This is a genomic window from Arcicella gelida, assembly GCF_034931025.1.
In the GTDB taxonomy this organism is placed as follows: domain Bacteria; phylum Bacteroidota; class Bacteroidia; order Cytophagales; family Spirosomataceae; genus Arcicella; species Arcicella gelida.
This window is the reverse complement of record NZ_JAYGIL010000036.1, coordinates 1-16,202: the sequence shown is the minus strand read 5'-3', so window position 1 is coordinate 16,202 and position 16,202 is coordinate 1. Positions and strand designations below refer to the sequence as shown.

15 protein-coding genes are annotated in these 16,202 nt (G+C 34.8%); 10 read left to right on the top strand and 5 right to left on the bottom strand.

Features of this window, described 5'->3' with window-relative positions; translation table 11 throughout:
- Positions 1-3: 3 nt before the first annotated feature.
- The 4 genes from VB776_RS21040 (at position 4) to VB776_RS21025 (ending at position 5,678) form a co-directional block, all read left to right on the top strand.
- Positions 4-2,367: an efflux RND transporter permease subunit gene (locus VB776_RS21040; protein WP_323698841.1), complete on the top strand. Its 2,364-nt coding sequence runs from the start codon at positions 4-6 to the stop codon at positions 2,365-2,367.
- Positions 2,368-2,453: 86 nt separating this feature from the next.
- Positions 2,454-3,638, top strand: a complete 1,185-nt coding sequence (locus tag VB776_RS21035; RefSeq protein ID WP_323698840.1) for an MFS transporter — start codon at positions 2,454-2,456, stop codon at positions 3,636-3,638.
- A 40-nt stretch (positions 3,639-3,678) separates the two neighbouring features.
- Positions 3,679-3,864, top strand: a complete 186-nt coding sequence (locus tag VB776_RS21030) for a hypothetical protein (protein WP_323698839.1) — start codon at positions 3,679-3,681, stop codon at positions 3,862-3,864.
- A 188-nt stretch (positions 3,865-4,052) separates the two neighbouring features.
- Positions 4,053-5,678, top strand: a complete 1,626-nt coding sequence (locus VB776_RS21025; RefSeq protein ID WP_323698838.1) for an NADP-dependent glyceraldehyde-3-phosphate dehydrogenase — start codon at positions 4,053-4,055, stop codon at positions 5,676-5,678.
- Between the two features lie 128 nt (positions 5,679-5,806).
- Here VB776_RS21025 and VB776_RS21020 read toward each other — a convergent pair whose 3' ends face one another.
- The 4 genes from VB776_RS21020 to VB776_RS21005 all read right to left on the bottom strand — a co-directional run bounded on the left by VB776_RS21020 (position 5,807) and on the right by VB776_RS21005 (position 10,305).
- Positions 5,807-6,808, bottom strand: a complete 1,002-nt coding sequence (locus VB776_RS21020; RefSeq protein WP_323698837.1) for a beta-ketoacyl-ACP synthase III — start codon at positions 6,806-6,808, stop codon at positions 5,807-5,809.
- 670 nt (positions 6,809-7,478) lie between these two features.
- Positions 7,479-7,805, bottom strand: a complete 327-nt coding sequence (locus VB776_RS21015; RefSeq protein ID WP_323689013.1) for a HesB/IscA family protein — start codon at positions 7,803-7,805, stop codon at positions 7,479-7,481.
- A gap of 95 nt (positions 7,806-7,900) precedes the next feature.
- The gene (gene ctlX, locus VB776_RS21010; protein WP_323698836.1) at positions 7,901-8,830 is read right to left on the bottom strand and encodes a citrulline utilization hydrolase CtlX; all 930 of its coding nucleotides are present in this window, start codon (positions 8,828-8,830) and stop codon (positions 7,901-7,903) included.
- Between the two features lie 35 nt (positions 8,831-8,865).
- The gene (locus tag VB776_RS21005; protein ID WP_323698835.1) at positions 8,866-10,305 is read right to left on the bottom strand and encodes an arginine deiminase family protein; all 1,440 of its coding nucleotides are present in this window, start codon (positions 10,303-10,305) and stop codon (positions 8,866-8,868) included.
- A gap of 395 nt (positions 10,306-10,700) precedes the next feature.
- Between VB776_RS21005 and sufC the strand changes: the two genes are divergently transcribed.
- From sufC to VB776_RS20975, 6 genes are all read left to right on the top strand, one after another.
- Entirely contained in the window at positions 10,701-11,477 is a 777-nt protein-coding gene (gene sufC / locus VB776_RS21000) for a Fe-S cluster assembly ATPase SufC (RefSeq protein ID WP_184131087.1), read from the top strand.
- A gap of 62 nt (positions 11,478-11,539) precedes the next feature.
- Positions 11,540-12,856 (top strand): Fe-S cluster assembly protein SufD, encoded by a 1,317-nt coding sequence (gene sufD, locus VB776_RS20995; RefSeq protein WP_323698834.1) that lies wholly within the window; start codon positions 11,540-11,542, stop codon positions 12,854-12,856.
- A gap of 30 nt (positions 12,857-12,886) precedes the next feature.
- Positions 12,887-14,119, top strand: a complete 1,233-nt coding sequence (locus VB776_RS20990; RefSeq protein WP_323698833.1) for a cysteine desulfurase — start codon at positions 12,887-12,889, stop codon at positions 14,117-14,119.
- Positions 14,120-14,167: 48 nt separating this feature from the next.
- Positions 14,168-14,587: a SufE family protein gene (locus tag VB776_RS20985; RefSeq protein ID WP_323698832.1), complete on the top strand. Its 420-nt coding sequence runs from the start codon at positions 14,168-14,170 to the stop codon at positions 14,585-14,587.
- Between the two features lie 48 nt (positions 14,588-14,635).
- A complete protein-coding gene (locus VB776_RS20980) occupies positions 14,636-14,947 on the top strand; it encodes an SUF system Fe-S cluster assembly protein (RefSeq protein WP_184131099.1) in 312 nt (103 codons plus the stop codon).
- 134 nt (positions 14,948-15,081) lie between these two features.
- Entirely contained in the window at positions 15,082-15,498 is a 417-nt protein-coding gene (locus VB776_RS20975) for a BrxA/BrxB family bacilliredoxin (protein WP_323698831.1), read from the top strand.
- Positions 15,499-15,757: 259 nt separating this feature from the next.
- On the opposite strand, the gene VB776_RS20970 is transcribed toward VB776_RS20975, so the two are convergent.
- A complete protein-coding gene (locus VB776_RS20970; RefSeq protein ID WP_323698830.1) occupies positions 15,758-16,135 on the bottom strand; it encodes a hypothetical protein in 378 nt (125 codons plus the stop codon).
- Between the last annotated feature and the right edge of the window lie 67 nt (positions 16,136-16,202).

The window sequence follows — 16,202 nt, the reverse complement described above, 5'->3', positions numbered from 1 at the left end:
AAAATGAAAAACTTTTGGCATAATTTAGCCCTTTCAATTCTTAAATATCGACTTTCTTATTTGTCGGCAGTAATTGTACTCGCAATTTTCATGACGATAATGGCTGCTAAAACACAAGTTTCTAGCGAATTGCCTAAAATTCTACCTAAGTCGGACGAGCGTTTTCAGTTGTATGAATCTTTCAAAAAGAGATTTGGAGAAGATGGTTCTGTAATGGTAATTGGTGTTGAAACGGATAAGATGTTTCAATTGGCTTTTTTTCAGCAATGGCAAGATTTAGCGACAGAAATCAAAGCAGTAAAAGGCATCAAAACCGTAGTTTTTGCGGGTAATATTCCAAGAGTTGAAAAAGATGATTCTTTAAAACGTTTTATCACGAAAAATCTTATTACTCAAAGAGCTACTTCACAAATTGAAGTCGATTCTGTAAAAGCTAAATTAGATAAACTCCCATTTTACAAAGGATTTATCATCAACGAAGCAGGAAATGTACATTTGATGATGATTACTTTCGACCAAAGTGCTATCAATGATAAAAGTAGAGTAGAGGCTGTAAAAAAGATAAAATTAATTGCTCAGAATTTTGAAGAAAAAGAAAAAACTGAGCTACATCTTTCTGGAATGCCTTTTATTCGTACAGAAATGACGGCTCAGATTACCAATGAATTAGGTGTTTTTCTAATTTTAGCCATTGTTGTTACTTCATTGATTTTATTGGTATTTTTTAGAAATATCAAAGTGATGTTGGTGGCTTTGGCAGTTGTGTTGATTGGCATTGTTTCAGCTTTGGGAATTATCGTGCTTTTTGGTTTTAAGATTTCGATTATTTCAGGATTAATTCCACCTTTGGTGGTTGTAATTGGTGTACCAAATGCCATTTTTATCGTCAATAAATATCATGAGGAATACGCTGCTCACGGAGACCAACAATTAGCCTTAAAAGTAACAATTGAGAAAATTGGTCAGACTTTAGTACTTTCTAATCTAACTACAGCCATTGGTTTTGGCGTTTTTGCTTTTACAGGAAGTATTTTTCTAATGGAATTTGGTATTGTAGCTGCCATCAATGTCATGTTAACGTATGCCGTTTCGTTGATTTTGATTCCGATTATGTTTAGTTATTTAGCACCGCCTTCACGCAAAAATACTTCACGTTTAGAATCTGGTAGAATTGCAAAATTTTTGATTGGTATCGACCGTTGGGTGAATCATCGTAGAACGGTTATTTATTTAGTCATTCTTACCATTATTGGTATTTCTGTTTATGGTACTTCCAAAATAAAATCAATTGGATATATCGTTGATGATTTAACGAAAGACAATCCGATTTATACAGATTTGAAATTTATCGAGAAGAACTTCAAAGGAATTATGCCTTTTGAAGTAGCCATTGATACTTATGAGGCTGGAAGAGTAATGAATTCCCCAGAACTTTTTACGAAAATAAAAAGAATGGAAAAGGAATTTGCCAAGTATCCAGAATTTACAAAACCAGTTTCATTGGTTACAGCGGCTAAATTTATTTATCAAGCTTATCGTGGTGGCGACCCAAAATACTTTGTTTTGCCGGGTATCGATGAACTCGCAAAACTAAAAGAGTATAATTCAAGTCTTACTGGAAAACAGAACTTAGCCAAAGGATTTATTGATTCTACGAAACGATATACTCGTGTTAGTTTCCAAATTGCCGACTGTGGAACGGTTCGTACCAATGAAATTATTAGAGAATTACAACCGAAAATTGATACAATTTTTAATTATAATGCCGAAACAAATGAGTTTTATAAGAAAGGCGACAAGCGAGGTTATGATGCCGAAATCACAGGAAACAGTGTGATTTATGCTTGGCAAAATGATTATTTACAAGGTAATTTGGTAGAAAGTACATTACAAGCTATTTTCTTGATTTGTATCATTATGGCATTGCTTTTCCGTTCTTGGAAAATGGTTTTTATCTCTACTTTGCCAAGTTTAATTCCTCTTTTAATTACAGCAGGGTTGATGGGTTTCTTTGATATTCACTTGAAATACTCCACTATTTTGATTTTTTCAATCGCTTTCGGAATTTCATCAGACGGTACGATTTATTTTTTGACACGCTACAAAGATGAATTATTGAATAAAAACAGAACGATAAAAGAAGCCATTACAGAAACCATTTTGAATACTGGTGTTTCGATGTTTTATACAGCGATTGTCTTGTTTACAGGCTTTTTTATTTTTACAGCTTCAACTTTTAAAGGGACACAATCCTTAGGAATATTGATTTCTATCACATTGTTGATGGCGATGATTTGCAATTTGGTATTACTTCCTGCTTTCTTGATGACGCTCAATAAGCGTGAAAGTAAAAAACTCCTTCAATAATGAGGAGTTATTAAATATGAATTATGAGATTTTAATTTAGTTAGTGGCTGAAGCTTAATGCTTACAGCTACTAATTATCTTTGCGAATGGAAAAACAACCTTCAATATATACTACTCAGTTTTGGTTACTTTGCTTCAGTAATTTTCTTTTTTCTGCTAGTTTTCAAATGATGATTCCAGAATTGCCTGACTATTTGGGTTCGATGGGTGGAAAAGAATACATTGGTTACATCATTGCTTTATTTACGCTTACAGCAGGTTTTGCTCGTCCTTTTTCTGGAAAATTGACGGACACCATCGGTAGAGTACCCGTTATGGCATTGGGTTCAATCGTTTGTTTTGTTTGCGGAGGATTGTATCCTTTTGTGCATACCATTGCGGGATTTTTATTACTTCGTTTCTTACATGGTTTTTCTACGGGTACAAAACCAACCGCAACTGCTGCTTATGTAGCTGATATTATTCCAGAGGATAGGAGAGGTGAAGCACAAGGAATGCTAGGGATTTTTACAGCAACGGGCATGTCAATCGGACCAAGTATTGGAAGTTATTTAACCGATTGGACTTCTATCAATGTGATGTTTTTTACTTCTTCAGCTTTCGCATTGTTGTCGATTTTGATTTTAATTAATATGCGAGAAACACTTCCTACAAGTCAGAAAGAAGCTTTTTCGCTGAAATTATTTAAAATTGGTTGGAAAGATGTTTTTGAGCCTAGAGTAATTCCCGCTTTTACCGTAATGATTTTGGTATCTTTTTCTTCAGGTGTTTTATTGACACTTGTGCCAGACCAAACCAAATTATTGGGTATTAGCAACAAAGGACTTTTCTTTACAATTTATACGATTTCTTCATTGACGGTCAGATTATTTTTTGCAAAATCGTCTGATAAATATGGACGAATTCCAATCTTAATGATTTCGTCGGGTATTTTGGTAATTTCAATGATACTCTGTGCATCAACTAGCTCGTTTTGGATATTTATACTTGCATCCATCTTATTTGGTTTCTCGTGGGGATTCAATACGCCAACTTTAATGGCTTGGACAGTAGATTTATCTGACGAACATTATCGAGGAAGAGCAGTTGCTACAACGTATATCGCTTTGGAGGCAGGAATTGGTTTAGGTGCATTATTTGCAGGACAAATTTACCAAGGAAAAGTAGAGAACATTATTATTCCATATTTTCTGGCTGCTTTTTTTGCATTTACTTCTTTGGTATATTTATTTTTTAAACAAAAAAGAGCAATCGTTTTACTTGAATCTTAGTATTCAATGAACCAATTTTTCATAAATATTCAATACAATCATGATGGTTTTTGAACAGTATCTCGAACAAAAAAATATAGATTCAGAAAAATTTCTTTGGGATAATCCAGAGGAATTTCAAGACCTTAAAGTGATTTTTAATCAGGTAAATCCTGAGAGTTTTACAGCTCAAAAGAAGTTTTTAATTAACAAACTTCGTCGAAAATATCAGTTGAAAACCTTTTGACAAGTCATTTTTTTTCTCTTAAAGAAGTATCAAGCACTTTTAACTACAAAACAATAATTAGAACTATTTTTAGTATATTTATAATTATTAAAATAAAACGGTAGTATTCTACTTGTTGAAATTCCTTTCTTTTAAACTTTGCCAAGACGAAAATCTAAATCATTGTACTTTTTTAAGAAGAAAAATTCATGTCATCTGTAAAAAACTTAGAAACATTATTTCCAACCGAAGCTCAGATTCCAGCGGAATATAACCTCACTGAGCCGATTGAGCAAAGAGAGTATTTAGTAAACGGTGAGATGCGCCAATGGGCTGGAAAAACCCAAGACGTTTGGTCTCCGATTTATGTTCAAACGCCAAGCGGTTTAGAACAAAAAAGAATCGGTTCGTACCCAATCACCAATCCAGAGGATGCGATGGAGATTTTGGATGCTGCCGTAAAAGCTTTCGACCACGGTCGTGGCGAGTGGCCTTCAATGTCTGTAGCTCATCGTATTGAATGCGTTGAGAAATTCACGCAGCAAATGATTACGAAACGTGATGAAGTTGTAAAATTATTGATGTGGGAAATCGGGAAATCTTTAGGTGATTCACAAAAAGAATTCGACCGTACCGTTCAATACATTTATGATACAATTGGTGCTTTGAAAGACATCGACCGTAACTCTTCAAGATTTATGATTGAAGAAGGAATTATCGGACAAGTTCGTCGTTCGCCACTTGGTATTGTTTTGTGTATGGGACCATTCAATTATCCATTGAATGAAACATTTACTACATTAATTCCTGCTTTGATTATGGGAAATATCGTGATGTTCAAACCACCAAAACATGGTACTTTATTGCATTATCCATTGTTAGAGGCTTTCCGCACTTCGTTTCCAGCGGGTGTAATTAACACTATTTATGGTCGTGGAAATTCGGTAGTTCCACAATTAATGGAATCAGGTAGAATTGATGCTTTGACTTTGATTGGTTCGTCGAAAGTAGCGGATAAATTGAAAAAAATGCACCCGAAAGTAAACCGTTTGAGAGCAATTTTAGGACTAGATGCTAAAAATGCTGCCATCGTTACTGAAAGTGCAGATTTAGAATTAGCCGTGAAAGAATGTATGTTAGGTTCATTGTCATTCAACGGTCAGCGTTGTACAGCTTTGAAAATGATGTGGGTTCACGAATCGTTGGTTGATGCTTTCAATAAACGCATGTCTGAAGAAATTGGCAAATTGAAATTGGGAATGATGTGGGAAAAAGGAGTAAACATTACGCCACTTCCAGAACCAAACAAACCAGCATATTTAAAAGAATTGATTGAAGATGCCATTGCTCACGGTGCTAAAGTAGTTAACGAAGGTGGTGGGGAATCGTTCAAATCAATTGTTTACCCAGCATTGGTATATCCTGTGAATAAAGAAATGAAAGTATGGCATGAAGAGCAATTTGGTCCATTAGTTCCAGTTGTAGCATTCAGCGATATTCAAGAGCCAATTAATTATTTAATTGAATCATCTCATGGACAACAAGTATCCATATTCAGCAAAGATGTTCACCAAATTTCTGAATTAATGGATGTAGCTGTTCACCAAGTTTCTCGTGTAAATATTAACTCACAATGTCAGCGTGGACCAGACGGTTTCCCTTTCACTGGTCGTAAAGATTCAGCAGAAGGAACACTCTCAGTAACAGCTGCTTTGCGTTCATTCTCAATCAGAACGGTAGTAGCAACAAAAGAGACTACAGAGAATAAAGCAATCATTAACCAAATTGTAGAAAACCAAGAATCAACATTCCTTTCTACTCGTTTTATTTGGTAGTTGACAGCTTTGAGATTATATCAATAAAAAACCTGCAAGGATTTACTTCTTTGCAGGTTTTTTATTTTTTTTGAATAAGACTTTAATGCTTTACTTTCTTTTTACAATGGGAATTAATGGTCAAGTATTTACCAACGAATCAAAGCTGAACCCCAAGTAAATCCGCTACCAAAAGCGGCTAAACAGATTAAATCCCCATCTTTTATTCTACCAGTTTCCCATGCTTCGCAAAGAGCTATTGGAATAGAAGCTGCCGTTGTATTGCCATACTTTTGAATATTGTTCATGACCTTTTCTTCTGGTAATCCCATTTGTTGGCGAACATATTCTGAAATTCTTAAGTTAGCTTGATGAGGAACCAATAAATCTATATCTTCCGCTTGTAAACCATTTTTATCTAAAGCTTCACGAATTACTTCTGGAAAACGCACTACTGCATGTTTAAAAACAGCATTTCCATTCATAATTACATCTCCACTTGTTTTATCTTCTATTAAATTGTCATAAAACCTACCTGAACTACTACTGCTTGGTTCTTTAACATAAAGATCTTCTGCATATCTGCCATCTGCGTGTAAATGGGTTGAAAGTATTCTGTGGTTTTCATCTTCCGTTGCTTGAACAACCACAGCACCTGCACCATCTCCAAAAATTACAGCAACGCCTCTTCCTTCATTACTTGGATTCAGGAAAGTAGATTGTATTTCAGCACCAATCACCAAAATGTTTTTATACATTCCAGAACGAATAAATTGGTCTGCTGTAGATAAAGCATAAATAAATCCAGAACATTGGTCTCGAATATCAAGTACTCCAGCATTTTGAATCCCTAAATTTCTTTGCATCACAAAACCAGGCCCTGGGAAGTAATAATCAGGAGTGATGGTAGCATACACAATAAAGTCAACGTCATCTGCACTAATTCCAGCTCTTTCAATGGCTATTTTGGCAGCTTCCGTAGCCATCGAAGCGTTGGTATCTTTACCCAAAGTAAAGTATCTTCTCTCTTTGATTCCCGTTCGTTCAGTTATCCAAGCATCCGAAGTATCCATTAATGTTTCTAAATGTTGATTGCTGATGATGTTTTCAGGTACGTAATGTCCGATACCTGCAATTCTTGAGTAAAGCATAACTGAATGTTTAAATACGAGTCAAAATTATGAATATTCGTGAAAATATTAGATTATATTAATAAAATAAAGAGATGATACTTGCTAGGGTTATTTTGGAGACTAATAAAAATTGATTGAAACGCCACTACTTTTTGTTAATCATTGACTGATTTTTAATGAAGTGTCATCATTTTTGTTCATTAATGACCAATTTTTAATAAGATGCTACCATTATTTGTTAATTATTGACCAATTTTTAATGAGATGTCACCATTATTTGTTTATTCTTAACCAATTTTTATTGAGATGCTACCATTATTTGTACATACTTGACCAATTTTTAATGAGATGCTACCATTATTTGTACATACTTGACCAATTTTTAATGAGATGCCATCATTATTTGTTCATGCTTGACCAATTTTTATTACGACGTCACTATTTTTTGTTCATGCTTGACCAATTTTTAATGAGATGCCACCATTATTTGTTCATGCTCAACCAATTTTTATTGAGATGAGACTAATCTTCTTTATCCGAAAAAGTGATAAATGTTGTAGGAATCAAATTTATTGACTTGTTACTTTAGCAGAAGGAGAGGAGAGTTTTCTGAAATGACTTGTAGCTCAAAAAAAAATTGTCATCTAAGCTTTGCTTAAATGACAACCTTTATGAATCGTAATGATTTTTAAACCGAGAAACTTTCGCCACATCCACAAGTACGAGTAGCATTTGGATTTTTGAATTGAAAGCCTTTTCCATTTAAACCGTCTGAGAAATCAAGTTCTGTACCTGCTAAATATAGAATTGATTTTTTATCAACCATAATCTTTACGCCTTTATCTTCAAAAACCATGTCAGTAGCTTGTGGCTGAGAAGCAAAATCAAGATTATACATCAAGCCTGAACATCCTCCTCCTTCAACGGCTACTCTAACATTAAAGTCGCTAGTAAGTCCTTCTTTTTGACGTAGTTCTATGATTTTATTGGCTGCTATTTCTGTGATCGTTACCATATCGTTATTAAAATTTATATCATGTTGTTGTTTTTCAAACGACAAAGTTAATCTGAAAGTTCATTGAAAACATTGTTGAGGAATTCAATTTGAAATTATTTCAGGGGTAAATGTACTTCTGCCATCATACAACGAGCAGAACCGCCACCATTTCCCTCTATCATCGAAAGGTCGAAATGGTGAATTGTGCAGTAATCTTCAAGAATTTTTATTTGTGAAGAAGTTAATGAAAAATAAGCTGCATCAGACATCACTAATATTTTATCGCCTTTTTCGCTTCTTACTTCTAGCATGTTGCCAGCGAATTGATTCATTTGTGCCAGCGTAATTTCAATAATTCTTTTACCATTTGATTCTAAAGAATGTCTCAATTGCAAGCGTTCATCCAAATCTGGAACAGCTTCCAAACAAACTACAGAAAACATATCGCCAACACACATCAATACATTGGTATGGTAAATTTGTTTGCCATTGCCATCTACTGCTTCAAAAGAAACAATTTGATAATTCGTTTTCAAGGCGAATTCAGCCAATACTTCTTGATGCGTTCTTGGTGAAATACAAGCGTAGGCAATTTTATTTTTTCGGTCTAACACCATTGAACCTGTACCTTCCAAGAATTTATCTTCTTGTTCGAAAGACGACAAATCAATGACTTTATTGACATAAAATTTCTCTTGAAGGCTATCTACAATATCTTCTCTACGTTCCAATCGTCTATTTTCTGCTTGCATTGGATACAGCATTACTGTGCCATCGTTATGAAACGATATCCAGTTGTTCGGAAAAATAGAATCTGGAGTATGTGGGTTTGGAGTATCCTCAATAACGATAATATCAACGCCCGCTTTGCGGAGTTGAGCCACCATTTCATCAAATTCCTTTAAAGCAATTTCTTGTGAACTAGCTTGCGTTTCTTTACCAAAAGCTTGATTTTGAAAAGCATTCGAAGTAGCAGTTTGTTCATTGAAACCAAAACGAACTGGACGAATCATTAAAATATGAGCAGTAGTTTGATTTTGCATGGCTTTTGAAATTGTTAATTAAATGCTTGTTTTGATTATAGTTCACTTCTTAAAATGGGCATCGACATACAGTGCGAGCCACCTCTTGCTCTTGAAAGTTCTGCCGAAGGAAGCATAATAAAAGTGTTTTGAATGGTTTCAGGCGAACGTTTTTCCGATTCAAAATCATTTAATAAATCTTCCATTTTAATGGTTTCAAATCCTACTTCTTTGAAAGCCTCAAGTGTTTTATCGTTTCTATCGTAACCGATAACCACACCTTCTTTCACTGCCAACAAATTACAAGAATCTGTCCACTGTTCTCTGGCTCCATAAGGAAATTCATTATTCCCTGAATAAATAAATTTAACATCCAATGGTTGGCAACCAAGGTCGTAAATTGAAATTTCTGTTAATAATTCTTCCAAACTAGCAATTTCACGAGGTTCATGTGCTTGTCCACGACGAAACTGAACGATATGTACTTGTTCCGCTTTTTTGGATGGAAGCAAACCCGCTTTGATTAATACTTCATCTTCTGCCTTCAATTGTGGTTTTGCCAAAGAACCCAACAAAACCCAAACATTGCGTTTTACTTGTGTAAAAACCGTGTCAATGTGCATGTAATCACGTTTGTTCGGAATTTTCACCAAAGTAATTTTGTCAACAATTTTCTTTTCAAACAAGATTTTAATCACTTGTTTCGCTGCATTTACGGTTGTTCTTTCAGAAATGCCAATCAATAAATGGTTTTTAGCAACCATCATTACATCGCCACCTTCCAAAGTTGTTTGGGCTTCGTTGGCTTCGTATTCTGGTAACAAGAAAAGCGTTTCATTGTCTGGAATTTCAATCAAATTTTTACGAACGGCATCAAAAATTGGGTGATTAAAGAAAATATATTGTACCAATAAAGCTTCACGAGTACGAGCCTGTTTTTTGGGACGATTCAGTAAAATATGGTCGTTGATGGTAATGCCAATATCACGAGTAAAAATGAAATTTGGAATAGGTGGAAAAAGCATTTCGCCAGAAGGAGTACTTCCAGAAATTAAGGTTTTAGCTAATTCGATGGGTGGCAGATTGAACAATTCATCATGGGTTGAATACCATTCTTTTTCAATGGCACAAGCCGCCGCAACGAGTTTCATTCTCACTAAATCGTTTTCAAGAATATCAGAAAGTAATTTTTGAAGTTCTATTACTTTGTCTGAATTGAAATATTCTGGATGGTCTGGCTTGAAAAAATTACGTTCTTTATCGGCATTAATAGTTGCCAATTTGCCTTTTATCTTATCGGGGTCGAGAAAGTAAAGTAAAGTTTTTACGTAAAAATCATATTCTTGGCGACGCATTGTATCTAAATGAACGATGTCTTCAAAAAGCCAATCTTGTGCTTTTGAAGGAACAACTTTGCCTAAACCACTATCGGGACTATGAATGAGCAATCGCCTAAGCGTGCCTACTTCTGAAGAAACTTGGATGAGATTTTCCATAAAAATGATTGATGAAATCTGATTTCTCGCAAGTACTCATAATTTTTCAGCATTGTCAAGCCTGTTTTAAAAGGTAATTTTGAAAACATTGCCTATTGAATTTAAACCATGTTTTCAAACAATAATTTTTTGAGAAAATAATTTTGCCCATCCAGTTTTTAATTATTTTGGCTTTAATCATGTCGTTTTCCCCTTCGCAAATCGCTAAATATATAAGAATGACCAAACTTTTTTCATTTACTTAGAGTTGTTCTAAATAAAGTATAGTATTTAAAAAATACAATATTTAATTTTGTATCATGATTGAGAAGTTTACAATTGAGTAATCATTTTGAAATACATCAATAGGTAAATGTTAATCTCCATCAATCAAGGTTTAGAAATTAATAGATAAAATGCTCAAAATAGACAATTTACAGGCGAAGATTGGGGAGAAGCAAATCCTCAGAGGAATTAATCTTGAAGTTAAGGCAGGTGAAGTACACGCAATCATGGGACCAAATGGTTCTGGGAAAAGTACTTTAGCTTCTGTATTAGCAGGACGTGAAGACTATGAAGTAACTGGTGGAAGCGTAGATTTTAACGGAACAGATTTATTAGAATTAGCTGCTGAAGAACGTGCTGCTGAAGGTATTTTCTTAGCGTTTCAATATCCAGTTGAAATTCCAGGAGTTTCAACAACTAACTTTTTGAAAACTGCTGTTAACGAAATCCGTAAGTACCGTGGCGAAGAGCCAATGGATGCTGTTCAGTTCTTGAAAATGTTCAAGCAGAAAATGGCTTATGTGAATATCGACCAATCTCTTTTGAACCGTGCTTTGAACGAAGGTTTTTCTGGCGGTGAGAAAAAGAAAAATGAGATTTTCCAAATGGCTGTACTTGAACCAAAATTAGCTATTTTGGATGAAACAGATTCAGGACTTGATATTGATGCCCTTCGTATTGTAGCTGAAGGCGTAAATAAATTGAAATCTCCTGATAATGCTGTGATTGTGGTTACTCACTACCAACGTTTGTTAGATTATATCGTACCTGATTTTGTTCACGTTTTATACAAAGGACGTATCGTGAAATCTGGTACTAAAGAATTAGCCTTAGAATTAGAAGAAAGAGGTTACGACTGGATTAAAGCAGAAGTAGATGCTGAAGAATTGGGCGAAACAATCGCTTAATTCAATTTAGAGTTTTATTGTGTATTGGTCATTCTGATAACACAGCAATATCAATTATTAACATGGATAATAAAGATTCATTAAAGGCTCAATTAATTTCAGATTTTCAAACGATTGAAGGACGTATGAATGGTGCAGCAAAATCTGCTGTTCACCAAGTTCGTCAAGAAGCGTTGAAAACATTCGAAACCTTGGGCTTTCCGACGATAAAACACGAGGAATGGAAGTATTCTAACGTCAAAAACTTGGTTAATCAAGCTTTTGAATTTAATGCAGCTTCTGATTTTTCAGCACAAGACGTAGCAGAATCGTCAATCCCAAACCTTGAAGGAAATATCCTTTATTTTGTGAATGGCGTTTACAATGCAGAACTTTCTTCTATTGTAAGTCCAGCTTCAGAACTTCAAATTTTAACTTTTTCTGATGCAGTTAAGCAAGAACCAGCTTTAGTTGAGAAGTATTTTAACCAATATGCTGATTCAAAAATTAATGCTTTTACGGCATTAAATACTGCATTTGCTCATGACGGAATTTTCGTACATGTACCAGCGAATAAAGTAGTTACTCAGCCAGTTATTTTAAGATTCATTGCTGATGCAAGAAAAGTAAATGTAGCATGTCAGCCAAGAAATTTAATTGTTGTTGGCAAACGTTCAGAAGTACAGATTGCAGAAGCATTTCGTTCTTTAGGAGAAAACGCTTCATTTACCAATGCAGTAACTGAATTCTTTGTTGAAGAAGAAGCAAATGTACATTATTACAAAGTTCAGAACGAATCAGACAAAGCTTATCATATTGGTACAACATCGGTGCTACAAGCTGGTAAATCAGTTTTTACTGCCAATACTGTAACAGCTAATGGCGGTTTTGTACGTAATAACCTCAATATTAAAATTGATGGCGAGTACGCAGAAGCGAATATGTTTGGCTTATATATTCCAAACAAAAAACAGCATATTGATAACCATACTGCTGTTGATCACGCCAAACCAAACTCAGAATCGAACGAATTATATAAAGGTATTTTGAAAGATAATGCTGTTGGAGTATTCAACGGTAAAATCTTTGTTCGTGAAGATGCACAGAAAACAAACGCTTTTCAATCTTGTAAAAACGTATTGATGTCTGAAAATGCTTCTATGAATACCAAACCACAATTGGAAATTTGGGCAGATGATGTTAAGTGTTCGCACGGTACAACTACTGGACAATTGAACGAAGACGCTTTGTTTTATATGCAAGCTCGTGGTATTTCAAAAGAATCAGCAAGAGCTTTATTGATGTTGGCATTCGCACAAGAAGTAATTGACAAGATGAAAATTCCTGCCATTAAAGAATATTTACAGGAGTTAGTTGTTGATAAGATATATCAGGGATAATTGCTCACAGTAAAAAGCACCATTGAAACCATGATAACGACCGATATTTTAGATATACAAAAAATAAGAGCTGATTTTCCTATTCTTGATCAAGAAATCAATGGAAAAAAATTGGTTTACTTTGATAACGCCGCTACGACTCAAAAGCCGACAGCTGTTATCAATGCCATTGCTCATTATTATAATTTCGATAATGCCAATATTCACAGAGGAATTCACACTTTAGCCGAAAGAGCTACTCGTGATTTTGAAGCTTCGAGAGAAGCCGTTCGTGAATTTTTGGGAGCATCTTCTACAGAAGAAATTATTTTCACTTCTGGTACTACCCAAGGCATTAACTTGGTGGCAAGTACTTTTGGTAGAAAATTCATCAAAGAAGGAGATGAAATCATCGTGTCGGGGATGGAACACCATTCTAACATTGTGCCTTGGCAAATGCTTTGTGAAGAAAAAGGAATTACCTTAAAAGTAATTCCTGTAACTGAACAAGGAGAATTAGATATGGAAGCTTACGAAAACTTACTTTCAGAAAAAGTAAAGTTAGTAGCGGTAAACCATGTGTCTAATTCATTAGGTACAATCAATCCAGTAAAAGAAATTATTGCTTTGGCACATGAATATGGTGCAAAAGTATTGATTGACGGAGCTCAGGCTACTTCACATTTTAATATTGATGTGCAAGATTTAGATGCTGATTTTTATGCTTTTTCGGCTCATAAATTGTATGGACCAACGGGTATGGGAGCTTTGTATGGCAAAAAAGAAATCTTGAATGCCATGCCTCCGTATATGGGTGGTGGCGAAATGATTAAGGATGTTACTTTCGAAAAAACTACTTATAATGAATTGCCATACAAGTTTGAAGCAGGTACGCCAAATATTGCAGATGTTGTAGCGTTAAAAACAGCTTTGGAGTACGCAAATGCACTTGGAAGAGAAAATATCGCTGCCCATGAAGATATGCTTTTAGGTTATGCTACTGAACAATTATCTGAAATTGAAGGACTAAGAATAATTGGTCAAGCAAAGAAAAAAGTATCAGTATTGAGTTTCGTAATTGATGGGATTCATCATCAAGATATTGGAGTTTTGCTTGATAATCAAGGGATTGCTGTAAGAACGGGACATCACTGTACACAGCCTTTGATGCAAAGATTTAATTTACTTGGAACTTCAAGAGCTTCTTTTGCCGTTTATAACACGATTGAGGAAGTAGATAGATTAGTAGCGGGTATTCATCGAGTAAAGAAAATGTTATTGTAGTTTTGAAAATAGTGTAATTACTATTTTCAAAACTATTCAAAAGAATTTATGACTATCAACGAAACACAAGACGAAATCATTGATGAATTTGCACTTTTTGACGATTGGGCAGATAAATATGAATACATCATCGATTTAGGTAAAAAATTAAAAGGCTTACCAGAAGAGCAAAAGACCGAAGATAATATCATTAAGGGTTGCCAAAGTAGAGTTTGGCTGAATGCTCGTTTTGAAAATGGCAAACTATTTTTTGAAGCAGATTCAGAAGCGATTATTGTAAAAGGATTGGTGAATATGTTAATCAGAGTATTATCTGGACATACGCCTGATGAAATTACTGCTGCTAATTTGTATTTTATTGATAAAATTGGAATGACTTCACATTTAGCTCAAACTCGTTCAAATGGTTTGGCTTCGATGGTAAAGCAAATGAAAAATTATGCTATCGCTTATGGCTTAAAAGCTTAATTATTTACTAAATATAATCCTAGAAATTCATTATTATTGATAGAAATCATGTCGGAAGTTGAATTAAAAGAAGAAGTAATCAGAGCATTAAAAGGCGTATATGATCCAGAAATTCCTGTGGATGTATATGAACTTGGCTTGATTTACGATATTAAAATTTTTCCTGTAAACAATGTTTATGTATTGATGACTTTAACTTCACCTTCATGCCCATCTGCTGAAGCTATTCCTGTTGAGGTTGAACAAAAAATACGTGAAATAGAAGGTGTAAGCGAAGTGAGTGTAGAATTAACTTTCGACCCACCGTATTCACAAGACATGATGTCTGAGGCTGCCAAATTGGAACTCGGTTTTATGTAATTGTGTTTTGAATCAAGTTGTGCTAATAGCGTTTTTTTATTAGCTTTTTATTACAAGATAAAATCATATTTGAAGTGTTTCTTTGAAGAACAATTTTCAAATTGACTATTTTTCAAATTTTCAAACTTTATATCATGTACCCAGAACATTTAGTAGCTCCGATGCGTGCTGACATCGTAGAAGGAGGATTCAAAGAATTAAAATCAGCTTCAGAAGTTGATCAAGTATTGGCTGAAAAAGGAACAACTTTAGTGTTTATCAACTCTGTTTGTGGTTGTTCTGCTCGTACTGCTCGTCCAGGTGTAAAAGAAGCTGTTTGGAACGCTGCAAAAAAACCAGAACATTTAGTAACGGTTTTTGCAGGGGTTGACCAAGAGGCGACTCAAAAAGTTCGTGAATATCATTTACCATATCCTCCATCGTCGCCATCTGTGGCATTGTTTAAAGATGGTGAATTGGTTCATTTTGTAGAGCGTCATCACATCGAAGGTCGTTCGGCAGAAATGATTGCTGGACACTTAGAAATGGTTTTTGATGAATTCTGTGCTTAGTCACAAAATATTCCCCATAACAAAAGCGGCTTCCGATTTCGGAAGCCGCTTTTGTTATGGGGAATACCAGTGATTTGAATTATCATCAAAAACCATTTAGCCTTCGTTAGAGTTTTTCTCGGGGTCGCCAAGACCAACGAATTGAGCGTCAGCAACAAAAAAATGTAGTAGAATGCAAAGTAACGAGTTGCTTACGCTCGTGTTGTTGGTCTTGGCGACCCCGTGAAAACAGCAACAACGGCGAAGACCACCAGTTATTTTATCCGTTATTTTTATTGAACAATTTTCGACCGTTTAAACCTATTAGTATAATTGTAACGATTAGAGGCCAAACCCAAATAATCCACCCGTCAAATTCTTCTATACTTAAAACCCAAGTCCACGCTCGTTTTCCGCCTGTGATTGTTGTAAATGTCACAGAACCAATAATCCCAAGAACCAATAATATAAATTTCAACTGGTACTTGTTTTCAAGTTTAGGTAGCAATGAAAATAATAAACCAAGATAGCCACAAATACCAAATATCATTGATAAAACCATGAAGATTTCAACTAATTCTAAGGACAAGTTTTTTATTAGGTCAGGTAGGCTTCCCTTGAAAATTGTTTTTCGATATTGCTTTACGATAAAATCCACTCATGTTCTGGGTGGATTTTTGCTTTCATCTGAGGTGCTTTATTTAAAAAATACAATTTTGTTTGAT